16 protein-coding genes and 2 tRNA genes are annotated in these 23,385 nt (G+C 62.5%); 8 read left to right on the plus strand and 10 right to left on the minus strand.

Going from position 1 to position 23,385, the window contains the following annotated elements; genetic code table 11:
- Positions 1-37 precede the first annotated feature (37 nt).
- The 5 genes from lon to J2W46_RS16715 all read left to right on the plus strand — a co-directional run bounded on the left by lon (position 38) and on the right by J2W46_RS16715 (position 5,462).
- Positions 38-2,461, plus strand: coding sequence for an endopeptidase La (gene lon, locus J2W46_RS16695; protein ID WP_020065907.1), 2,424 nt, complete (start codon positions 38-40; stop codon positions 2,459-2,461).
- A 352-nt stretch (positions 2,462-2,813) separates the two neighbouring features.
- Positions 2,814-3,086: an HU family DNA-binding protein gene (locus J2W46_RS16700; RefSeq protein WP_006048930.1), complete on the plus strand. Its 273-nt coding sequence runs from the start codon at positions 2,814-2,816 to the stop codon at positions 3,084-3,086.
- Between the two features lie 146 nt (positions 3,087-3,232).
- A tRNA-Val gene (locus J2W46_RS16705) sits at positions 3,233-3,308 on the plus strand.
- 56 nt (positions 3,309-3,364) lie between these two features.
- Positions 3,365-3,441, plus strand: a tRNA-Asp gene (locus J2W46_RS16710).
- Positions 3,442-3,524: 83 nt separating this feature from the next.
- Positions 3,525-5,462, plus strand: a complete 1,938-nt coding sequence (locus J2W46_RS16715; protein ID WP_310355083.1) for a SurA N-terminal domain-containing protein — start codon at positions 3,525-3,527, stop codon at positions 5,460-5,462.
- Between the two features lie 215 nt (positions 5,463-5,677).
- On the opposite strand, the gene J2W46_RS16720 is transcribed toward J2W46_RS16715, so the two are convergent.
- Together J2W46_RS16720 and J2W46_RS16725 are read right to left on the minus strand one after the other, a co-directional pair.
- Positions 5,678-6,019, minus strand: coding sequence for a hypothetical protein (locus tag J2W46_RS16720; RefSeq protein WP_027804287.1), 342 nt, complete (start codon positions 6,017-6,019; stop codon positions 5,678-5,680).
- 117 nt (positions 6,020-6,136) lie between these two features.
- The gene (locus J2W46_RS16725) at positions 6,137-6,826 is read right to left on the minus strand and encodes an arylesterase (protein WP_310355085.1); all 690 of its coding nucleotides are present in this window, start codon (positions 6,824-6,826) and stop codon (positions 6,137-6,139) included.
- Positions 6,827-6,854: 28 nt separating this feature from the next.
- Between J2W46_RS16725 and J2W46_RS16730 the strand changes: the two genes are divergently transcribed.
- On the plus strand, positions 6,855-7,541 hold the full coding sequence (locus J2W46_RS16730) for an ABC transporter ATP-binding protein (RefSeq protein ID WP_310355087.1): 687 nt from the start codon (positions 6,855-6,857) through the stop codon (positions 7,539-7,541).
- A 141-nt stretch (positions 7,542-7,682) separates the two neighbouring features.
- Here J2W46_RS16730 and pgi read toward each other — a convergent pair whose 3' ends face one another.
- From pgi to J2W46_RS16745, 3 genes are all read right to left on the minus strand, one after another.
- Positions 7,683-9,305, minus strand: coding sequence for a glucose-6-phosphate isomerase (gene pgi / locus J2W46_RS16735; protein WP_020065912.1), 1,623 nt, complete (start codon positions 9,303-9,305; stop codon positions 7,683-7,685).
- A 435-nt stretch (positions 9,306-9,740) separates the two neighbouring features.
- On the minus strand, positions 9,741-11,339 hold the full coding sequence (locus tag J2W46_RS16740; protein WP_310355088.1) for an NAD(P)H-hydrate dehydratase: 1,599 nt from the start codon (positions 11,337-11,339) through the stop codon (positions 9,741-9,743).
- Positions 11,340-11,440: 101 nt separating this feature from the next.
- Positions 11,441-12,739 (minus strand): FAD-dependent oxidoreductase, encoded by a 1,299-nt coding sequence (locus J2W46_RS16745; RefSeq protein WP_020065914.1) that lies wholly within the window; start codon positions 12,737-12,739, stop codon positions 11,441-11,443.
- A 376-nt stretch (positions 12,740-13,115) separates the two neighbouring features.
- Here J2W46_RS16745 and purL point away from each other — a divergent pair, with 376 nt between their 5' ends.
- A complete protein-coding gene (purL, locus tag J2W46_RS16750; RefSeq protein ID WP_310355092.1) occupies positions 13,116-17,210 on the plus strand; it encodes a phosphoribosylformylglycinamidine synthase in 4,095 nt (1,364 codons plus the stop codon).
- A 164-nt stretch (positions 17,211-17,374) separates the two neighbouring features.
- On the opposite strand, the gene J2W46_RS16755 is transcribed toward purL, so the two are convergent.
- The 5 genes from J2W46_RS16755 to J2W46_RS16775 all read right to left on the minus strand — a co-directional run bounded on the left by J2W46_RS16755 (position 17,375) and on the right by J2W46_RS16775 (position 21,423).
- On the minus strand, positions 17,375-18,154 hold the full coding sequence (locus tag J2W46_RS16755; RefSeq protein WP_020065916.1) for a peptidylprolyl isomerase: 780 nt from the start codon (positions 18,152-18,154) through the stop codon (positions 17,375-17,377).
- Positions 18,155-18,164: 10 nt separating this feature from the next.
- Positions 18,165-18,476 carry a BolA family protein gene (locus J2W46_RS16760; protein ID WP_310355094.1) on the minus strand — a complete coding sequence of 104 codons (312 nt, stop codon included), beginning with the start codon at positions 18,474-18,476 and terminating at the stop codon, positions 18,165-18,167.
- A gap of 1 nt (position 18,477) precedes the next feature.
- On the minus strand, positions 18,478-19,008 hold the full coding sequence (locus tag J2W46_RS16765; protein ID WP_027778365.1) for a septation protein A: 531 nt from the start codon (positions 19,006-19,008) through the stop codon (positions 18,478-18,480).
- Positions 19,009-19,394: 386 nt separating this feature from the next.
- Positions 19,395-19,817 (minus strand): peptide-methionine (R)-S-oxide reductase MsrB, encoded by a 423-nt coding sequence (gene msrB / locus J2W46_RS16770; RefSeq protein ID WP_020065919.1) that lies wholly within the window; start codon positions 19,815-19,817, stop codon positions 19,395-19,397.
- Between the two features lie 49 nt (positions 19,818-19,866).
- Complete coding sequence (locus J2W46_RS16775; RefSeq protein WP_310355096.1) at positions 19,867-21,423, minus strand: protein adenylyltransferase SelO; 1,557 nt, start codon at positions 21,421-21,423, stop codon at positions 19,867-19,869.
- A gap of 244 nt (positions 21,424-21,667) precedes the next feature.
- Between J2W46_RS16775 and J2W46_RS16780 the strand changes: the two genes are divergently transcribed.
- Positions 21,668-23,353 carry a 3-(methylthio)propionyl-CoA ligase gene (locus tag J2W46_RS16780; RefSeq protein ID WP_310355098.1) on the plus strand — a complete coding sequence of 562 codons (1,686 nt, stop codon included), beginning with the start codon at positions 21,668-21,670 and terminating at the stop codon, positions 23,351-23,353.
- Positions 23,354-23,385 lie beyond the last annotated feature (32 nt).

Raw genomic sequence — 23,385 nt, forward strand, 5'->3', positions numbered from 1 at the left:
CTATCGAACGAACTGATTCCACTCATGGGGAAATGAAATGTCAGGAACCCAACTCCTCCCGCAGGAACGCATTACGCTCCCGCTGCTCCCGCTGCGCGACGTAGTCGTTTTCCCGCACATGGTGATTCCGCTCTTCGTAGGCCGCCCGAAGTCGATCAAGGCTCTCGAAGCAGCGATGGAAGGCGGCAAGCACATCATGCTCGTCGCCCAGAAAACGGCTGCTAAAGATGAGCCGACCGAAAAGGACATGTACGAAGTAGGGTGTATCGCCAACATCCTCCAAATGCTGAAGCTGCCTGATGGCACCGTAAAGGTGCTCGTAGAGGGCTTGCAGCGCGCGAAAACGCTTTCCATCGAAGAACAGGAAACGCAGTTCTCGTGCGAAGTCATGCCGCTCGAGCCCGACCACGCCGACAGCGCTGAAACCGAAGCGCTGCGCCGCGCGATCGTGTCGCAGTTCGATCAGTATGTGAAGCTGAACAAGAAGATCCCGCCTGAGATCCTGACGTCGCTGTCGGGTATCGACGAAGCAGGTCGTCTGGCCGACACGATCGCGGCGCATCTGCCGCTCAAGCTCGACCAGAAGCAGCACATCCTGGAAATGTTCCCGGTCATCGAGCGACTCGAGCATCTGCTCGCGCAGCTCGAAGCCGAGATCGACATCCTGCAGGTTGAAAAGCGCATCCGTGGGCGTGTGAAACGCCAGATGGAGAAGAGCCAGCGCGAGTACTACCTGAACGAGCAGGTCAAGGCGATCCAGAAGGAACTCGGCGAAGGCGAAGAAGGTGCGGATCTCGAAGAACTCGAGAAGCGCATCACGGCTGCCCGCATGCCGAAGGAAGCCAAGAAGAAGGCCGACGCCGAGCTGAAGAAGCTCAAGCTGATGTCGCCGATGTCGGCCGAAGCGACGGTCGTGCGCAACTATATCGATACGCTGATCGGCTTGCCGTGGCGCAAGAAGAGCAAGGTCAACAACGACCTCTCGAATGCGGAACGCGTGCTCGACGAAGACCACTTCGGTCTCGAGAAAGTGAAGGAACGCATTCTCGAGTATCTCGCGGTCCAGCAACGTGTCGACAAGGTGAAAGCGCCGATTCTGTGCCTCGTTGGGCCTCCGGGTGTCGGTAAGACGTCGCTGGGCCAGTCGATCGCTCGCGCTACGAACCGCAAGTTCGTGCGTATGGCGCTCGGTGGCGTACGTGACGAGGCCGAGATTCGCGGTCACCGTCGTACGTATATCGGTTCCATGCCGGGCAAGATTCTGCAAAGCCTGACCAAGGTCGGCGTGCGCAATCCGCTCTTCCTGCTCGACGAAGTCGACAAGATGGGTCAGGATTTCCGCGGCGATCCGTCGTCGGCGTTGCTCGAAGTGCTTGATCCGGAACAGAACCATACGTTCGCAGATCACTACGTCGAAGTGGACTTCGATCTGTCGGACGTGATGTTCGTGGCGACGTCGAACTCGCTGAACATTCCGCCGCCGCTGCTCGACCGGATGGAAGTGATCCGTCTGTCGGGTTACACGGAAGACGAAAAAGTCAGCATCGCGCAACGTTATCTTTTGCCGAAGCAGAAGAAGAACAACGGCCTCAAGGATGGCGAGGTCGATGTGACGGAAACCGCGATCCGCGACATCATTCGTTACTACACGCGTGAAGCGGGCGTGCGTTCGCTCGAGCGTGAAGTGTCGAAGATCTGCCGCAAGGTCGTGAAGATGCTTCTGCTGAAGAAGGCGGAAGGCGCGGTGAAGGTGGACGGCAGCAACCTCGATACGTTCCTCGGCGTGCGCAAGTACGACTTCGGTCTGGCCGCCAAGGAAAATCAGGTGGGCCAGGTCACGGGTCTCGCGTGGACGGAAGTGGGCGGCGATCTGCTGACCATCGAAGCCGCCGTGATGCCGGGTAAGGGCAATGTGATCCGCACGGGTTCGCTGGGCGACGTGATGAAGGAATCCGTCGAAGCAGCACGCTCGGTGGTCCGCTCGCGGTCGCGTCGTCTTGGCGTCAAGGACGAAGCGTTCGAGAAGCAGGACATTCACATCCACGTGCCTGAAGGCGCAACGCCGAAAGACGGTCCTTCGGCTGGTATCGCGATGACGACTGCGCTGGTGTCGGTGCTGACCGGTATTCCGGTGCGGGCTGACGTCGCGATGACAGGCGAAATCACGTTGCGTGGCGAAGTGCTGCCGATCGGCGGTCTGAAAGAGAAGCTGCTGGCGGCGCATCGCGGCGGCATCAAGCTGGTGCTGATCCCGGAAGAAAACGTCAAGGACTTGACGGAGATTCCGGACAACGTGAAGAACGCGATCGAAATCGTGCCGGTCCGCTGGATCGACAAGGTGCTCGAACTTGCGCTCGAACGTGTGCCGTCGCCGTTGCCGGAAGAAGAGCCGAAGCCTGCCTCGCCCGTCGCGGCTGAGCCGGGCAAAGACTCGGGCGCTACGGATGTCGTGAAGCACTAAGCTTTCAGCAAGATACTTGCTGTGCAAGAAAGAACCCGCGGCCTGAACGGCCGCGGGTTTTTTATTGCCGCACGCTTCGGAAGACACTTGCAACAACGCGCCTCGTGACCGCGGAAAAATCTATGTGAATTGCGGACCCAGTACTCGTTGCGCGCGCATCTAATGCATCCGTTATCGGCATTTACGTCGCGTGACAAAGAGATCATCGGAATACGCCAAAATCAGGCTCGATCCCGGTTGACACGTGGGTTTCGGCCAATTCTAATGACTCGGCCCGGCATTACCGCCGGCTAGACGATGTCAGGCGCTGCAGAGCGCCGTTTCGGTTCTAAAAACATTCTCGGGGGTAGGGATGAACAAGACGGAATTGATCGATCACATTGCGCAGCAAGCGGAGATTTCGAAGGCTGCGGCCGGACGCGCGCTCGACGCCGTGATCGGCGGTGTGAAAGGCACGTTGAAGAAAGGCGGTTCGGTGACGCTGGTTGGTTTCGGCACGTTTGCCGTCGGCAAGCGCACGGCGCGCACAGGGCGCAATCCGCGCACCGGCGATGCCATCAAAATCAAAGCTGCCAAGGTGCCGAAATTTAGGCCTGGCAAAGCGCTAAAGGATGCGCTAAACTAATTGGCTTGCTGCTTGAGGAATTGCAGGTTCGTCAGAAAGAAGGGCGGCGAATCTGAATTAACGGTTGCTCGGTTCGATGGTTGTTCAATCGGACGCGAGGCGGACCATTCAGGCAGTAATAGCGGAAGCACAAGAATCATGAAGCCGGGTGCTTAGCTCAGTTGGTAGAGCGGCGCCCTTACAAGGCGTAGGTCGGGAGTTCGAGCCTCTCAGCACCCACCAGTTTCAGATTCTCTTAAAGTGTTTCTGAGTAGTGACGCAGTGAAAGCGCAGTATAAGGAGTGGTAGTTCAGTCGGTTAGAATACCGGCCTGTCACGCCGGGGGTCGCGGGTTCGAGTCCCGTCCACTCCGCCAGTATCCTCGAAAGGCGAACTCCGGTTCGCCTTTTTTATTGCCCGCTGTTGTAAGATCGGGCGTTCTGTTTTTGGCTCTCACGCATGCTCGATTTTTTCCGCAATCACAAACGCCTGATGATGTTTATGCTCATCCTCGTCATTGTGCCGGGGCTGGGTTTTGTGGGTATTCAGGGCTTTCGCGGCTTCTTTGACGAAAGTGCAAACGTCGCAAGCGTCAACGGTCACAAGATCACGCGCGCAGAATACGATAATGCGATGCGTCAACAGCTTGACCGCGCCCGTCAGATGCTCGGTGCGCAATTCGACATGAAGGCGTTCGATACGCCGCAACGCCGCAGCGAGATGCTCGACGGCCTGATTGAACAACGCGTGCTCGCCGATGAAACCCAGCGCCTGCACCTGACCGCATCCGACGACGCCGTGCGCCGCACGCTGCTCAACGATCCGGTGATCTCGTCGCTGAAGAACCCAGACGGCTCGATCGACGTCGACCGGTACAAGCAACTGCTTGCCATGCAGGGCATAACGCCCGACCAGTACGACGAGCGCGTACGTTACAGCATCGCTACTCAACAGTTGCCCGCCAGTATTCAGGGCAGCGCGTTCACGTCCAAAACGCTCGCTCAGCATCTGACCGAACTCGCCGAGCAACAGCGTGAAGTGCAGGGCATTGCCTTCCACCCGCGCGACTATGCCGCGAAGGTGCAGCCCACCGACGCGCAATTGCAGGCCTACTATGACGCACACCGTAACGAATTCGCCACGCCGGCCACGGCGACCATCCAGTATCTGGTGATGTCGCCGGCCACGCTCGCCGCGTCGGTGCAACCAAGCGACGCCGACCTGAAGAAGTATTACGACGACAACATCGCGCACTACCGCACCGAAGGTCAGGTACGCGCCAGCCACATTCTGATCACCGCGCCAAAGGACGCGAGCGCGGCCGACAAGGCCAAGGCGAAGCAGAAGGCTGAAGAGTTGCTCGCACAGATCAAGGCGCATCCTGAACAATTCGCTCAGATCGCGCAACAGAACTCGCAGGATCCCGGCTCGGCGTCAAAGGGCGGCGATCTCGGTTACTTCGGGCGCGGCATGATCGCAGGCGGTCAGGCGTTCGACGACGCCGTCTTCGCTCTGAAGAAGGATGAAGTCAGCGGCATCGTGCAAACGGACTTCGGCTATCACATTGTCAAGGTCACCGACGTGAAGCCGGCAGTGACCAAGCCTTTTGACGAAGTGAAAGACCAGATCTCAAGAGACCTGAAAACGCAGCTGGCCAGCAAGGCATTCAGCGACGACTCCGAAGGTTTCACGTCGATCGTCTATGAGAAGGCAAAGAGCCTGCAACCTGCCGCCGACAAGTACAAGCTGCAGTTGCAGACGGCCACGGTCACTCCGCAGCCCGATCCGAAGCTGCCGCCCGACAGTCCGCTGAACAACGCGAAGTTCCTCGCCGCCGTTTTCGCGAACGACGCAGCCGTGGCACGCAACAACACGCAGGCAATCGACGTGGGCTCAAACACGCTGATCGCGGCACGCGTTACCGACTATAAGGCTGCAGCTGTGCCGGCGCTCGACGCGATCAAGGACCTGGTGCGTCAGAAGGTCATCGCGGCTCAGTCGAACGAAGCCGCGCACAAAGACGGCATCGCGAAGCTTGCGGAGTTCGAGAAGTCGAAGGCGACCACGGGTTTCTCGTCGCCGTTGAAAGTGTCGCGCAACGACGCGCAAGGCGTGCCTCCCGCTGCGCTCAGCGCAATCTACAAGGCCGATGCGCAAAAACTGCCGGCATACGTGGGCGTTGATCTCGGTGACGACGGTTATGCCATCTATCGTGTGAACTCCGTCGTCGCTGGCACGCCGGTGGAACCGCAGCGTCTGGCCGCGGCGCAGCAGCAGATCGCGCAGGTAGAGTCGCAGTCCGAAGTAGAGGCCTACGTTCAGGCGTTGCGTGCCCGGTCGAAAGTAAAACTGTACGGCTCGCTCGAGAGCAGCAACGCGCAGGCAAGCGACGAGTAAGCTTTCCAGCGAACGCTCGTTTGCGCGTCGGTGTTCGCGGCGCGCCTTACGTGCACCTCTCGACTCGCAGCGAATCCATACAAGCCGCGCTCAACGCACGAACGCAAAAAAGCCCCGCAAATGCGGGGCTTTTTCATTTTCGAATCTGATTCGATCTGTCATTCGGCGAATTCGAAGTTCACCGAACGATTGCGTCGATCAGAGGGTGATCATGGTCAGAGGCATGAACTGATGGCGCTCGTGGCGTCGCTGCCCGCTGCTCCGTTCGCGCGGAAGCCGACCCACGAGCCCTTGCCGGAGTACGAAGGACGCACCACAGCGGCCGCGCCGTTGGGCGGTTGCTGGCCCGGCACATACACGTCTACAGCCTGATCGTTGGCCAAGGTGTCTTGCGACACGACTTGTTGCTGGGAGCCGTCTGCCCATTTTTGCGCGATGCAGGTCGCAACGGCCTTCGGCGGTTGCTGGCTTTGTCCGACGGACTGAACGCCAGCCGGCGGTTGAGCAGCGCAGGCGGAAATTGCCACGGTCAAAGCGATTAACGGTAAGTATTTCACGTTATCTCCTCATAAGTCGCTCGGTATCGAGCCGGGTCCACGGGATTGCGCAAGCATGAGATCAAGCTCGCGGATCCGTGTTCCGCGTAGTTCCGGAAACAAGCCGACAGCAGCCTTTCAGTGCGACGAACTTGTACGAAGGAGTGGCTTGACAGCGGGCCACACGTTGTTGAGTAGCACTGGCTGTGCCTGCTGCGTCGGATGAATCTGATCTGCCTGGAACATATCGGGCTTATCGGCGATGCCGGCAAGCAGGAACGGCACTAGCGGCACGTTGAGTTGCTTGGCGAGCTGGCCGTATAGACCATGGAACTTTTGCGTATAGTCCGGGCCGTAGTTAGGCGGTACGTACATGCCCACGAGGACGACCTTCGCGTGAGCCTGCTGAGCCTGCTCGATGATCGTGCGCAGATTATCTTCAGTTGTTGAAAGCGGCACGCCACGCAATGCATCGTTGGCACCCAGTTCGACGATCACAATGCTGGGCTTCAGGCGTTGCATCAGCGCCGGCAAGCGGGCCCGCCCGCCGCTCGTCGTATCGCCGCTAATGCTTGCATTGGCGACGCTATAATCGATTCGCTCCTGGGTGAGTCGCTGGCGCATCAACGCGACCCAGCCAGTGTCGCGGGGCAGGCCGTATTCGGCGGAGATGCTATCGCCAAGTACGACGATCACCGGTTTAGCCGCTTCGGGCGCATTGGCTGCGCGAACCGCGAAGGTCGTCCAAAAAAGGGCGGCCGCCACTATGACCGAGCCCCTGGCCACCGAGCTCGTTGCCGAAGTCAGTGCATTCGCGCGAAGCTTCATGGCGCGCACTTTCAACCTACGCTTCACTATGCTAAACAAAACTGATCCGGTCATTGAAGTGCGGGGTTTGTGCAAGAAGGTTAAGGATGCGACGGGCGAACTGACCATTCTCGACAACATCGATCTGGCTATCGAAGCAGGCAGCAGTGTCGCGATAGTCGGCGCATCCGGGTCGGGCAAGTCTACGCTGCTTGGACTGCTCGCAGGATTGGACAGCGCAAGTTCGGGCTCGGTTCGGCTACTCGGCCGCGAGCTCACAACATTGAACGAAGACGAGCGCGCGGCATTGCGCAGCGGCTCGGTCGGGTTCGTGTTCCAGTCGTTCCAGTTAATGCCGCATTTGACGGCGCTCGAAAACGTCACGTTGCCGCTCGAATTGCAAGGCGGCATCGGTACACGTGAAGCCGCGCTGCGCGCACGCGGGCTGCTCCAACAGGTTGGGCTCGGCCAGCGCACCGGTCATTATCCGAAGCTGCTGTCGGGCGGTGAGCAGCAACGCGTCGCACTGGCGCGCGCGTTCGTGACGCATCCGGCCATTCTCTTCGCCGATGAACCGACGGGCAGTCTCGACGCCGCGACCGGCCACGCAGTGATCGATCTGATGTTCCAGATGAACCGCGCGAACGGTGCAACGCTGATTCTCGTCACGCACGACGTGGAACTGGCGCGCCGCTGCGATACGACCGTAACGATAGAAGCGGGGCATCTCGCCTGACGCATAGGCTCGGTCAGGATTAGACATACACCGACGCAAAAAAGCGGGCCACAAGTGGCCCGCCCCTGCACTTCGCCCTGTACTTCATTCAGCGCCAAACGCTGCACGCCGCCGGTTATACAGCCAACCGGCGTTCACATGTCAACGCTTCAAAGCGGCGCGCGCCCTTGCGATCAACGCGGAGGTCGACGAATCGTGTTTCTTTTCGTCGACGCTTGCGGCCGTCAGATCGGCCTCGACCACCTTGCCGAGAATCTTGCCTAGCTCGACGCCCCATTGATCGAACGGATTGATGTTCCATACCGACGCCTGTACGAGAACTTTGTGCTCGTACAGCGCGATCAGCGCGCCCAGTGAACGCGCAGTGAGTGCTTCGACCAGCAGCGTGGTGGTCGGCCGGTTGCCCGGAAACACGAGGTGCGGCGCCAGTTCCGGCTTGTCGGGACCGGCGACCTTTTTCGCTTCTTCGAGCGTGCGGCCAAGCATCAATGCTTCGCTTTGCGCGAAGCAGTTGGCGAGCAGCTTCGGATGATGGCTCACGAGCGGATGCTCTGGCGTCAGCACCGCAATGAAGTCGATCGGGACGATGGTCGGACCTTGATGCAGCATTTGGAAGAACGCATGCTGACCGTTCGTACCCGGCTCGCCCCACGTTACCGCGGAGGTCGGATAGTCGACCATTGCGCCGTCGAGACGCGCCGATTTGCCGTTGCTCTCCATTTCCAGCTGTTGCAGATACGACGGCAGGAAGTGCAGCGCCTCCGAGTACGGCGCGACGAGATAGCTCTGCGAGCCGAAGAAGTTGCGATACCAGATGCCGATCATGCCCAGCAGCACCGGCAAATTCTTTTCGAGCGGCGCGGTGCGGAAATGCTCGTCCATTTCGTTTGCGCCCGCCAGCAGCTCGCCGAACTGCTGCGGCCCGACCGCGATCATGATCGACAGACCGACCGCCGACCACAGCGAATATCGGCCGCCTACCCAGTCCCACATCTCGAACACGTTCTCTTTCGCGATGCCGAACTTGACGACTTCCGAAGGATTCGCCGACACACCGACGAAGTGCTTCGCCAGCGCATTTTCCGGGCAGCCTTTTTCCGTGAACCAGTCACGCAGCGAACGCGCGTTGGTCATGGTTTCGAGCGTCGTGAACGTCTTCGAAACGATGATGGCGAGCGTCTCTTCGGGGTCGATCTGCTGCATCACGTTGTAGAGATCGGCACCGTCGACATTCGACACGAAGTGCGTGGTGATTTCCGGCGTGGCCAGATGATGCAGCGCGTGCACGACCATCTTCGGCCCGAGGTCCGAGCCGCCGATGCCGATGTTCACCACGTGGCGAATGCGCTTGCCCGTGTAGCCGGTCCAGGCGCCGCTCCGCACCTGATCGGCGAATGCAGCCATTTTCGCGCGTTCGGCCTGCACCTGCTGATGGAACGGCGCGTTGGGGTTGCTCGCTCGCAGCGCGGTGTGCAACGCGGCACGGCCTTCGGTGGGATTGACGACTTCGCCCGCGAACATCGCGTCGCGACGTTTCTCGACGCCGGCTTCGCGCGCGAGTTGCACGAGCAGCTTCAGGGTTTCGTCGGTGATGCGGTTCTTCGAGAAGTCGGCGGCGATGCCGCCGCCCGCGAACGCAAAGCGCTCGGCACGCGTCGGCGCGGGGTCGTTCCCGGGAGCGAACCAGTCGCGCAGATGTGCATCGCGGATCTGCTCGTAGTGCGTTTGCAGAGAGGACCAGGAGGGGAGCGAATTCTGGGTCATAGCGTCCGTCTAACCAAGGGGCACAAAGAAAGGCGCGCGCGAGGCGCCGCCGAGGATGATGCAACGATGCTGTTAGAGCGAGGCAGCACGAAGGCAGCACGACCGCGTTCGCGGTGAGTCTTGAGTGCCCGCGCAGTCATGAACGCCCGTTGATTCCGCCGCGTTTTGCGAGTGGCTCGCTACGAACCGCCACGCCGTCACGCAGTATGCGCGCAGCAAGCGCGTTCAGCTCGCGTGCGGTCCGAACGCGGCCGCAGGTTCGACCGGTCAGCGCAATTGCTCTCACGCACTCCTCACTCGATTACTCAGTATAACGGCGTTGCGTGACAGGCGGCAGCGCTTTGACACAAGCCGCGCCGGAAGCCAGCGACCCGAGTCACCCACGATTCACCCACGATTCGCCCAATATCGCGCCATATCGCTCGATACCCTACATCACGATTGCGCCGATGGATAAAACATGCGGTTCAACAAGGTGCGCACCATCGGCGCAAGTTCGCCAGCCGTGAGGCCGGCGGGACCGTGGCCTTGCGCGCTCAGCGTGTCGGCGGCGAGGCCGTGCAGGTAGACGGCGGCCAACGCCGCCTCGTAGCCAGGCAAGTGCTGCGCGAGCAAAGCGCCGATCATGCCGCCGAGAACGTCGCCGGTGCCGCCTGTCGCGAGCGCGGCATTTCCGGTCGGGTTGATCGTGAGACGGCCGTCGGGGGCCGCGATGACCGTGCCGGTGCCCTTGAGCACCACCACACTGGCAAAGCGCGCGGCGAGAGCCCGCGCGGCGGCGAGGCGGTCGCGCTGCACGCGGACCACCTCGGTGCCAAGAAGGCGTGCGGCTTCGAGCGGGTGCGGCGTGAGCACGCAGGGATCGCCCTGCACGCCTCGCGCGGTCACGGCCACGGCCAACGTGGAGTCTTTCGAAATCAGATTGAGCGCGTCGGCGTCCAAGAGCTTCGGCACATCCAGTTGCAGCACATCGTGCAACACCCGCGTGGCGCGCTCGCCGTGGCCCATGCCGCAGCCGAGCGCCAGCGCATCCATCTTGTCGAGCGGCAAATCGTCGACGGCATGCAACATCAGTTCCGGATGCGGCGGGTCGTAGGGCGGGGCGCCGGCGCCGAGCAGCGCGACGTGGACCTTGCCCGCGCCGGTGTAGAGCGCCGCGCGCGACGCGAGAATCGGTGCGCCGCACATGCCCGTGTCGCCGCCAACCACGGCGAGGCTGCCGAACGTGCCCTTGTTGGTCCCGAAATCGCGCGGCGGCAGGAACGAGCCAAAGAGTTCGGGCGCGTTCAGTTGCACCGCCGTGCGCGCGCTGCAATCGACGCCGATCGGCGCGACCGTCACCGAGCCGGCGAGATCGCGGCCTTGCGCCGTGAAAAGTCCCGGCTTGCCGGCGATGAAGGTAACTGTGTGGGTTGCGCGCACGGCTGCGTTGCCGTCGCCGTCGCCGTCACCGACGATCGTGCCCGTGTCGCTGTCGAGGCCGCTCGGCACGTCGAGCGCCAGCACGCCGCCTGTGTGCGGCCGGCTTTGGGCGCGTTGCGAGAGGTGCCGCGCGGTCGCGGCGAACACGCCTTCCAGTGGCCGCGCGAGGCCAATGCCGAACATGCCATCGACAAGCCACGTGTAGCCGTCGAGCGAGGCGGGCGGCGCGGTGGCGATCGCGACGCCGGATGCGCGTGCCGTCGCGAGCGCCCAGCGGGCGTCATCCGGTTTCACTTCCACGGGCATGCACAATTCGACGGCGATGCCGGCCTTGTGCAGCTCCGCCGCCAGAATCAGCGCGTCGCCGCCATTGTTGCCGGGGCCGGCTATCAGCCAGACGCGCTGCCTGGATTTTTCGACCGATGTATCGCGAGTAATCTGTTCGAGCAGGAAGCTGGCTGCCGCCTTCCCGGCGCGGTCCATCAGCGCGTGCTGCGGCAGCGAAGCGGCGGCTTGCGATTCCGCGATCCGCAGGTCGGTCAGCGTCAGCAGCGGGAGGGCGCGGTTATGCGGGCGAATCAGCGTCGGCGGCGTGAGGTCGGCTTCTGTCATGGCGAGGCGGGCGGTCACCCTTGTGCAGGGTGCGAAAGCGTCTGGAATCGCTATGGTAGTGCCGATGTGCGCGCAATGCGTCGATTCCGGCGCACCCGCCGTTACCTGAACCGGTCCGCCCGCAGCGCGGCGAGCGTTTCGTCGGGCAGATCCGGCGCTTGGCCCGCGACCAGATCGGCAATCAGCTTGCCCGCTCCGCACGCGAGGCCCCAGCCCGCGGGCCCGTGGCCCACATTGACGAAAAGCCGTGGATGCAGCGCATTGCCGACCACCGGCAAGCCGTCGGGCGACAGCAGCTTGATGCCTTCCCACGGCAAGGCCGCGGAGATACGCGCCGCGCCGGGAATCCAGTCGTGTGTCGCCTGGCCCAGCAGTGCCAGCGCTTCTTTCGTCAGTGCTTCGCCGAGCGGCTTATCGATCAGATTGGCGCCTTGCAGGACCGCACCGCCCGCGATGCGCAAGCGGTGATTCATCCGGCTGATCCCGATGCGCTTGATCGCGTCGACGATAGCGACATGCGGCGCACATTCCTCATGCGCGATGGGCGCGACGAGTGTATGCACGCGCAGCGGATGCAGGGGCAAGGCGAGGCCGAGGCGCTCCAGCAGCGCGAGGCTGCCGTAACCGCCGGCGACCACGATCGTGTCCGCGTGGATCACATCGACTTCGCGTGACCCGGACGCCGCGCCAGGCCGAGGCGCGAGCTCGACTGCGGCGCGCTGGCCGTCGAGGCGGATTGCCGACACCTCGCAGCCGAGCATGAACTGCACGCCGCCCTGGGTGTCGAGCGTCTGCTTGATGAGCTTGGTGAAAAGCGGGCAATTGGCGGTTCGCTCGTGCTCGAACAGAACGCCGCCCGCGAATTCCGGTTCGGTGCGCACCGAATGCTCGTATGCCGCACATTCCGCAGGGCTCAGCACGTGATGCGGCACTTCGTAGAGCGCCAGCAGCCCGAGCGCGGGCTGCAACTGCTGCCACTCCTGAGCCGAACGGACCAGATGCAGCAGACCGCTCGCCTGTTCGAATTCGAAGCCGAAGCGCGCTTCCATGTCGGCCATCGCCTCGCGCGACAGCTCGACAAGCGGACGCAACAGCCGGTACTGGCGGCCGAACTCGTCGGGCTCCTGCAATTCGGCAAGCTTCTTCACGAACTGGCGCGCCGGCCCGTTGAATCCGGGCTTGCTAATCACGCCGTTTTTCGCATTCTGCCGGTTCGCCATGAAAGTCGGGCCGAACCAGACGTCGAGCGGCGTTGGCAGGACCGTGCCGCCATGTCCATAGGTCGCGCCCTGCGCGACGGTGGCGTGGCGCTCGACGACGCATACCCGGTGGCCCGCGGCGCGTAGCTGATAAGCGGTGGCGACGCCCGCGATCCCGCCGCCAATGACGATGACATCCATTGTTCTGATTCGATTTGCCGGGCGGGGGCCGTTGTGCGGGCCCCGCTAGGCGTGACATGCGGCGCGGCCGGACATGACGCGAGGACATGACTCCGGATTGGATCCGGGCAGGACTCGCGACATACTGCCGGCGGCAAGGCCAGAACCTTGCTCGCACCGATCTGATGAAAGGGCGAATGATAGCAGTCAACGCCCGCGCATGGTCATGCGCGCTGCTGCGCAGGCGTCGGCCGAGACACCCGCGCAGCGTATTCCGGCGCCATGGCGCGGCCCGCTGGATGGCCGTTCCCGGGGTATAATCCCGGACTTCCTTTCCGCCTCATGTCGCCATCACGCGCGACTCTTCGGCATCATTGAGCGACGCAACGTCAAGTCCATGGCCCACTTCTCGTGTTTCCCCGGCGCTTCGGCCCTTTCCGATTTCCGTCAAACCCGCCTGCTCGAAACGCTTACGCGCATCGACCCGAATATCACGGGCGTGCGCGGGCAATATCTGCACTTCGTCAACGCACAGACCCCGCTTTCCGCTGAAGACAACGCGAAGATCGAGGCGCTGATGCACTACGGTCATCCGCTCGAAGAAACCAGAGAGCGCGGCGCGGCCGAAACGTTTCTGGTGGTGCCGCGCTTCGGTACGGTGTCGCCGTGGGCCAGCAAGGCAACGGATATCGCGCACCTGTGCGGGCTCACGCAGGTGCGCCGGATCGAGCGCGGCGTCGAGTACACGGTCACGCTGAAAAGCGGCCTGCTGGGCGGCAAGAAGGCGCTTTCCGACGAAGCGCGCGAAGCCGTCGCCGCCGCGTTGCACGACCGCATGACCGAGAGCGTCGCGCCGTCGCGCGACTATGCGCTGCATCTGTTCGACGAGCTGCCGGCCAAGCCGCTGCAAACCGTCGACGTGCTGGGCCAAAGCCGGCGCGCGCTGGAAGCAGCGAACACGGAACTGGGCCTCGCGCTCGCCGACGACGAGATCGACTACCTCGTCGACGCATTCACGAAACTCGGCCGCAATCCGACCGACGTCGAACTGATGATGTTCGCGCAGGCCAACAGCGAGCACTGCCGTCACAAGATTTTCAACGCGGAATGGACCATCGACGGCGAGAAGCAGGACATCTCGCTCTTCAACATGATCCGCAATACCGAGAAGCTCAATCCGCAAGGCACGATCGTCGCTTATTCGGATAACTCGGCGATCATGGCGGGCGGCATGGCGGAGCGCTGGTTTCCGCGCACGCCTGAGCAGCTTGGTGAGAACGAACTGCCCGAGCACTATCGCCGCAGCGTCGAGCTCACGCACACGTTGATGAAGGTCGAGACGCACAATCACCCGACCGCAATCTCGCCGTTCCCTGGCGCCGCGACGGGCGCGGGCGGTGAAATTCGCGACGAAGGCGCGACCGGCCGCGGCGCGCGGCCGAAGGCCGGGCTCGCGGGCTTCACGGTGTCGAACCTCGAATTGCCCGACGGCGTCGAAGCTTGGGAAAATGCACGCGATGTCGCCGTGCCCCTCGCGCATCGCAATCCGGCCGACAAGCTTGAGGCGTATGGTCGCCCGGACCGCATCGCTTCGCCGCTGCAAATCATGATCGACGGCCCGCTCGGCGGCGCCGCATTCAACAACGAATTTGGCCGGCCGAATCTCGGCGGCTATTTCCGCACCTACGAGCAGAACGTGGCGGGTCTCGTGCGCGGCTATCACAAGCCGATCATGATCGCGGGCGGCATCGGCAATATTTCGGATCAGCACACGCACAAGCACGACCTGCCGGAAGGGTCGCTTCTGATCCAGATCGGTGGCCCGGGCATGCGCATCGGCATGGGCGGCGGCGCAGCAAGCTCGATGGCGACCGGCACGAATACCGCCGAACTCGACTTCGACTCCGTGCAGCGCGGCAACCCGGAGATCGAGCGGCGCGCGCAGGAAGTCATCAATGCGTGCTGGCAACTGGGCGACAAAAACCCGATCCTGAGCATTCACGACGTGGGCGCGGGCGGCCTGTCGAACGCGTTTCCGGAAGTGGTCGACGGTGCAGGCAAGGGCGCGATTTTCAATCTGCGCAAAATTCAACTCGAGGAAAGCGGCCTGTCGCCGCGCGAGATCTGGTCGAACGAAGCGCAGGAGCGCTACGTGCTCGCCATCGCGCCTGCCGATCTGCCGGCTTTCCAGGCCATGTGCGAGCGCGAACGCTGCCCGTTCGCCGTGATCGGCACGGCAACGGCGGAACGTCAGCTGAAGCTGATCGATCCGGAACTCAAGGACGAGAACGCGCATCAACCGGTCGACATGCCAATGGAAGTGCTGCTCGGCAAGGCGCCGCGCATGCATCGCGACGTCACGCGCGTCGAGCCGAAGGTCCAGCCGGTGGATGTGACCGGCCTCGCGCTCCCGGAAGTCGCGGTGAGCGTGCTGCGCCATCCCACAGTCGCGAGCAAGTCGTTCCTCATCACGATCGGCGACCGCTCGGTGGGCGGCACCACGGCGCGTGACCAGATGGTCGGCCCGTGGCAGGTTCCGGTCGCGGACGTCGCGATCACGACCATGGACTACGCGGGCTTTCGCGGCGAAGCGATGACAATGGCCGAGCGCACGCCGCTCGCCGTCATCAACGCGCCCGCGTCGGGCCGCATGGCGGTCGGCGAGGCGATCACGAACATCGCGGCGGCGCCTATCGCGTCGCTCGACAAGCTCAAGCTGTCGGCGAACTGGATGGCTGCATGCGGCGCGCCGGGCGAAGACGCGGCGCTCTATGAGACGGTCAAGGCGATCGGTATGGAACTGTGCCCGGCACTCGGCATCAGCATTCCGGTCGGCAAGGATTCGCTGTCCATGCGCACCAAGTGGGAAGACCGCGGCGTCGCTAAAGAAGTCGTCGCACCGGTTTCGCTCATCATCTCGGCGTTCGCGCCGGTCGAAGACGTGCGCCGTCATCTCACGCCGCAACTGCGTCGCGCAAGCGGTGCGGACGGCGTAGGCGACTCCGTGCTGATCGCAATCGACCTCGGCCGCGGCAAGCATCGTCTGGGCGGCAGCATTCTCGCGCAGGTCACGCAGCAGATCGGCGATACAGTGCCTGACGTGGACGATCCGGAAGACCTGAAGCGCTTCTTCAATGCAATCCAGTCGCTGAACCACAACGGCAAGCTGCTCGCCTACCACGACCGCTCCGACGGCGGCCTGTGGGCGACCGTCTGTGAAATGGCGTTCGCGGGTCACGTCGGCGTGTCGTTGAATGTGGACATGCTCGTGCTCGATCCGCATCACGAGTCGGATTACGGCGACGCGAAAGACTGGGCAAAGCAGACGAGCGGCCGCCGCGAAGACCGCACGATCCGCGCGCTCTTCACCGAAGAACTCGGCGCCGTGATTCAGGTGCGCGCGGCCGACCGCGACGCGGTGCTGGCAGCGTTGCGCGAGCATGGCCTGTCGGCGTGCTCGCATGTAATCGGTAAGACCAACGATCGCGATACCATCGAAATCTATCGCGACGCGAAGAAGGTCTACGAAGCGCCGCGTGTCGAGCTGCATCGCACGTGGAGCGAAGTGAGTTGGCGCATTTCGCGTTTGCGCGACAACCCGGCTTGCGCCGACGCGGAATACGACGCGCTGCTCGACGCCGCTGATCCGGGCATCACGCCGGTGCTGACATTCGACCCTACTGACGACGTGGCCGCGCCTTACGTCGGCAAGAGCGCGCGCCCGCGCGTGGCGATTCTGCGCGAGCAGGGCGTGAACTCACACCTCGAAACGGCCTATGCATTCGACCGCGCCGGTTTCGACGCGCACGACGTGCACATGAGCGACCTGCTTGCGGGCCGCGCCAACCTGGCGGACTTCGCCGGCGCGGTGGCGTGCGGCGGGTTCTCGTACGGCGACACGCTCGGCGCCGGCGAAGGCTGGGCGAAGGCTATCCGCTTCAACTCGCAACTGGCCGATATGTTCGCGGCGTTTTTCGGCCGGACCGACACGTTTGCGCTCGGCATCTGCAACGGCTGCCAGATGATGAGCAGCCTCGCGTCGATGATTCCCGGCGCCGAAGCATGGCCGAAGTTCACGCGCAACAAGTCAGAGAAATTCGAGGCGCGCTTTTCGCTCGTGCAAGTCGAGGCGTCGCCGTCGATCTTCTTCGCCGGCATGGAAGGTTCGCGCATTCCGGTCGCGGTTGCGCACGGCGAGGGCTATGCGGACTTCTCGCAGCAAGGCGATGCGTCGAAGGTCGCGGTGGCAATGCGTTACGTCGATCACCGTGGTCAGGCGACCGAGCAGTATCCGTTCAATCCGAACGGTTCGCCGAACGGCATCACGTCCGTTACCACGCCCGACGGCCGCTTCACCGTTGTGATGCCGCACACGGAGCGCGTGCATCGCGCGGTGCAAATGAGCTGGCATCCGGAAAGCTGGGGCGAGGGCGCCACGGATGCAAGCCCGTGGATGCGCGTCTTCCAGAACGCACGTCGCTGGCTGGGGTAATGAGGTAGCGAGGTAGTGAGTGCGCGTACTCGCCGCGCGCACTCAGCGAAATCGCACAGTCGAGTGGCGGCTAAGCCCGCCGAAGCGCGGCACAAAAAAAGCCCCGTTCAGTCATCAACTGAACGGGGCTTTTTCATACCAGATCGAAGATTGCGAATTAACGCTTACTGAATCTTCGCGTTCTTACGCAGACCTTCTTCGAATGCCTGCAGTTTTTCTTGCTGGATCTGCTGCACGATCTGCGGGCGCACCTGCTCGAGCGGCGGCGGCGTGATGCTGCGCACGTCGTCAACGCGAATGATGTGCCAGCCGAATTGCGTATGCACCGGCGTGTCGGACATCTGGCCCTTCTGCAAATGCGTGGCCGCTTCCGCGAATTCCGGCACGTAAGCCTTCGGGTCAGACCAGTCCAGGTCGCCGCCGTTCTTGCCCGATCCCGGGTCCTTCGAGAACTGCTTGGCCAGATCTTCGAAGCTCGCGCCACCCTTGATTTTCGCGATGAGGTCCTTCGCCTGCTGCTCGTTGTCCACGAGAATGTGATGCAGGTGATATTCCTTGCCGCCTGCGTCTTTGATCAGTGCGTTGTAGCGAGCGGTGACTTCCGCGTCGCTCGGCGTGTTCTTCTTCACGAAGTCTTCGATCAGTGCGCGCAGCACGACGGTTTGCTGGGCGACAGCAATTTGCGCCTTGATGTCCGGACGATTCGGCAGGCCGCGGCGCAGCGCTTCCTGCATCAGGATTTCGCGGTTCACGAGTTCTTCACGCACGGCCATTTGGAGTTGCGGCGTGTTTTGCTGGCCTTGATGAACCAGTTGGTCGATCAGCGCGTCGGCGCGTGCTTTCGGAATCGGCGTGCCGTTCACCACGGCGATGTTCTGTGCGAATGCAGGTGCGGCCGCAAACGCAGCCAGCAATACCCAAAGACGGGTTTTCTTCAAGGTCATCGGAAGTTTCCTAGCGGGGCAACAAAGCGAATTCTTCGGGCGTGTAAGCCGTGATTGCAAGGGCATGAATGCCGCGCTGCATGGCATCGGCCAGCGCATCATACACCATGCGATGCCGCGCCACGCGGGGCTTGCCGGCGAATGCGGCAGCCACGATCGTGACACTGAAATGACCGCCGGCGGCAGCGCCGGCGTGGCCGGCGTGCTGCGCGCTGTCATCGGTGATCTGGATCCATGCGATGGGCGCGAGCGCGGCGGTAAGGCGCGCTTCGATCAGCGCGGCACGCTCGGCAGTGGTGGCGTGCATGAACATATCGCTCATGTCATTCCTCCTTCATGTATTTTGACAGCCACAAGCTCTGTCCGACGATAAACACCACCAGACAGCCTGTCGCGCCGAACAGTTTGAAATTGACCCACTGGTCGGTCGTGTAGTTGTACGCGACGAACAGGTTGAGCAGTCCGAGCAGCACGAAAAAGATTGCCCAGATCACGCTCAGCTTGCCCCAGATCGCATGCGGCAGCGTGATCTGCTTACCCATCATCGCTTCGATCAGGTTTTTGTTGAACGCGAGTTGCGACACGATCAGCACGACGGAGAAGGCCCAGTACAGCACAGTCGGCTTCCACTTGATGAAGGTGTCGTTGTGCAGAACGAGCGTCGCGCCGCCGAACACGGTGACGACGCCGAGGCTCACCCACAGCATCGGGTCCACCTTGCGGTGCCGGAAGGCGACCCACGCGATCTGCACCAGCGTGGCAACGATCGCCACTGCGGTCGCCGTGAAGATGCCCCACACCTTGAAGGCGACGAAGAACAGGATGATCGGGAACAGATCGAACAGGAATTTCATTTATCTGACGGGAACTCGGAGAGTGGGTCGGAGGAGCGAGTGCGCGGCGTCATGCACGAGGCACCCCGCGGCATGCAGCACACAACCAGGCGCGGCGCCGGAGGAGGCGAACTGATTTCCGTCGCAGTCCGCGCGAAACCGGGCTGCCAGCGTGACGCGATGCCCGCGCCGGGCGCCCGGTTCGCTTTCCGATGCCGCAGGTAGCTGCCGGTTGCGTCTGCCTGCGGTTCGGGGCGGACTGTGCCATCCATGCCTGCTTGTGGCCCAGGCCTGGCGGCTCACGGTTGATTCGGCGCATTACCGCGTCGGCGTACGCCAGAGCACTCGCCGACAGCAACCGCAATTCGCCAGCACAGGCACAGAGAGCGCCAAACCCGAACGCTGCGTTACTTGGGGTCGAATTGTAACGCAGCCGAATTGATGCAGTAGCGCAGACCCGTTGGCGCCGGTCCGTCTTCGAACACGTGGCCGAGATGCGCGCCGCAGTTCTTGCATTGCACCTCGATGCGCAGCATGCCGTGCGACCGGTCGGTTTTCTCGGCAATCACTTCACCGTTGATCGGTTTGAAGTAGCTCGGCCAGCCGCAGCCGGCGTCGAACTTGGTATCCGATTCGAACAGCGGTGTGCCGCAACAGACGCAGTCATAAATGCCGCGTTCCCAGTGATCGTGATAACGGCCGGTGAACGGGCGCTCGGTGGCCGCGTGGCGCGTCACCTGATATTCGATGTCGGAAAGCTGCTTGCGCCACTCGGTATCGTCTTTCTGCACCGCCGGGGTGTCGTGCTTGAGGTCGTCGGGATTGTTCATATCGGTTCCTGTCTCGGGCTTGTAATGAGAGCGGCTTGCAGCTTGCGGGTCATGACGAGCAACTGACTTCCAGCGAGCTTGCCCAGTCGGGCGGCAACCCCGCATACGCTTCGTGCTCGGGCTGTTCGTCGAACGGACGACGCAGCACCGCGGCCAGACGCTCAAGTTCGGAAAAATCCTTATCTTTCGCGTGGCGGATCGCCGTTTCCGCCAGATGATTGCGAAGAATGAATTTGGGGTTCACACGGTTCATTGCAATGGCGCGCGCGGCGTCGTCGCGTGTTTCATGGGACAGGCGCGCGCGATACTCGTTCGCCCAGGCATCGAACGCAGCGCGGTCGAGGAACAGATCGCGCACCGGCGCATCGCCGCTCGCGTCGTGTTTCGACATACGGGCGAGGTTGCGGAAAGTCAGCGTGAAATCCGCCCGGTTCGCATGCATCACGTCGAACAGGCGGTTGACCAGTTGCGCGTCGCCGTCGTGCCCGGTTTCGAGGCCGAGCTTTGCCGCCATGCGCCGCTCGAGCGCCGGGCCAAAACGCTCCTTGAAACCGCTGAGCACGCGTTGTGCGTCTTCGATGGCTTTGTCGTTGCGCGCGCTTTGCTCGTAGCGTTCGCCCAGCAGCGGCAGCAGTCCTTGCGCGAGGCAGAAGAGATTCCAGTACGCGATCTGCGGTTGCATCCGATACGCATAACGACCTTGCGAGTCGGAGTGATTGCAGATGTAGCCCGCGTCGAAGCCGTCCATGAAGCCGAACGGACCATAGTCGATGGTCAGGCCCAGGATCGACATGTTGTCCGTGTTCATCACGCCGTGGCAGAAGCCCACAGCCTGCCATTCAACCATCAGATCCGCCGTGGACAACACGGCCTCGTTCAGCAACGCGAGATACGGATCGTCGGCTTCGCGGCAATGCGGATAGAAGCGCTCGATCACATGATCCGCGAGCGCGCGCAGCGCGTCGGTGCGGTCGTTCGAATAGAAGTGCTCGAAGTGGCCGAAGCGCACGAAGCTCGGCGCAACGCGTGTGACAACGGCGGCGGTTTCGATCTCTTCGCGCCGCACCGGCTGGTCTGAGCCGATCACGCACAGCGCGCGCGTGGTCGGAATGCCGAGGTGATGCATGGCCTCTGAGCAGAGGAATTCGCGAATCGACGAGCGCAGCACCGCGCGACCGTCGCCCATGCGCGAATACGGCGTGCGCCCGGCGCCTTTTAATTGCAGCTCGAACCGCTGACCCGCATGTTCGACTTCGCCCAGTCCGAGCGCGCGGCCGTCGCCGAGCTGTCCCGCCCACACGCCGAACTGATGCCCCGAGTACACCGACGCATACGGGAGCGCCTCGGCCGGCCATTCGCGGGTGCTATTGCCGGAAAACAGCTCGGCGAACGCAGGATCTTTTTCGAGGCCCGGCTCTAACCCGAGCAGCGCGGCGGTGTCGGCGGAAAAACCGACCAGGTACGGCGCGCTCAGCGGCGTGGCTGGCAGGCGCGTGAGAAACGTGCTGCCAAGCCGCGCAAACGCGCTTTCGGTGGGGTTGGTAAGAAGTTCGGAAAGTGCCGCCAGAGGCCCGGACAGGCCTGCAATGCTTGGGGAAAACGACATGTTGAGCGCCTCACTATTAACCGATATTGTAAGTCCGCACCCGCGGCGCTGCTGGCGGCCCGGCATTTGGCCCGTGTATGGCTTCGCGTATGGCCCACGTATGCCCGATACGGACATTACAGTGGTGGCGGATGCGTGACTCGCCTGTCGCTTGCTTCAGCAATTTCACTGCCGCGCCGGTTTCTCCCGAACGGCGCTTCAATGTCCAAACCCTGAAAAGAAAAAGGCCAGGAGACGACCCTTTATGACGATGCCGCTGCTTGGCCAGATGATGGATGTGCCCCTCACCGTGCCCTCGCTGCTCGCTCACGCGGCGCGGCATTTCGGCAGTACCGAGATCGTGTCGCGGCGTATTGAAGGCGACATTCATCGCTACACCTATCGTGATTGCGAACGGCGCGCAAAGCAGCTCGCGCAGGCCTTGATGGCGCTCGGGGTTCATTCCGGTGAGCGGGTTGCGACACTGGCGTGGAACGGCTACCGGCATCTCGAAACCTATTACGGCACGACCGGATTCGGCGCCGTGTGTCACACGATCAACCCGCGCCTTTTTCCCGATCAGATTGCGTACATCATCAATCATGCCGACGATGCCTACGTGCTGTTCGACACGACCTTCGCGCCGCTAGTCGACGGCCTCGCGCCGCAATGCCCGAAAGTACGAGGCTGGATCGCTCTCGCCGACGAAGCACATTTGCCTGCGATGAAAACGCCCGTGCTGAGTTACGAAACGCTCGTGAACGCACAGGACGGCAATTTCGAATGGCCGCCAATCGACGAGCGTCAGGCGTCGTATCTCTGCTATACGTCAGGTACCACGGGCAACCCGAAAGGCGCGCTGTACTCGCATCGATCGACGGTGCTGCATGCGTTCGGCGCATCGCTGCCTGACGCAATGAGCCTGTCCGCGCGCGATTCTGTGCTGCCCGTCGTCCCTATGTTCCATGTCAACGCCTGGGGCATCCCTCACGCCGCGCCGCTCACCGGCGCAAAGCTCGTGTTTCCAGGCAAGGACCTGGACGGCAAATCGCTGTTCGAACTGATGGAGCGCGAGCGCGTCACTTATTCGGCTGGCGTGCCGACAGTCTGGCTCGGCCTGCTGAACTATCTGCGCGAAGCCGGCGTGCGCTTTTCGTCACTCGAGCGCACGGTGATCGGCGGCTCCGCGTGTCCGCCCGCAATGCTGCGCACGTTCGAGGACGACTACGGCATACAGGTCATTCACGCATGGGGCATGACTGAGATGTCGCCGCTCGGCACGTTGGCGAAGCTCACGTGGGAGCAATCGCAGCGCCCCCTGGCTGAGCAGCGCAAACTGCTTGAGAAGCAGGGACATGCGCTTTATGGCGTCGATATGAAGATCGTCGGCGAAGACGGTACGGAGTTGCCGTGGGACGGCGTCGCGTTTGGCGATCTGTATGTGCGTGGGCCTTGGGTGATCGACCGGTATTTCCGCAAGGACGACTCGCCGCTCGTGGACGGCTGGTTTCCGACCGGCGACGTCGCGACTATCGACCGTGACGGCTTTTTGCAGATCACGGACCGCTCGAAGGACGTCATCAAGTCGGGCGGCGAGTGGATTAGTTCGATCGACGTCGAGAACGTCGCGATTGCGCATCCGGCGGTCGCGGAGGCGGCGTGCATCGCATGCGCTCATCCGAAATGGACGGAGCGTCCGCTGCTGGCCGTGGTCAAACGCGCGGGTTTCGACGTGACGCGCGAAGAACTGCTCGCGTTCTACAACGGCAAGGTCGCCAAATGGTGGATCCCGGACGACGTGGTGTTCGTCGACGAATTGCCGCACACGGCCACCGGCAAATTGCAAAAGCTGAAGCTGCGCGAAATCTTCCGCGATCACGTTCTGCCGTCGGCGCTGGAAGCCCAGATGTTCGAGGGAGACTGCCCGCTCGCCAGGGGAAACCCGGGCTGATGATAAATTGAACGAGCGTGCTTTTTTGTGTA

The organism is Paraburkholderia strydomiana, assembly GCF_031456815.1.
GTDB lineage: Bacteria > Pseudomonadota > Gammaproteobacteria > Burkholderiales > Burkholderiaceae > Paraburkholderia > Paraburkholderia caledonica.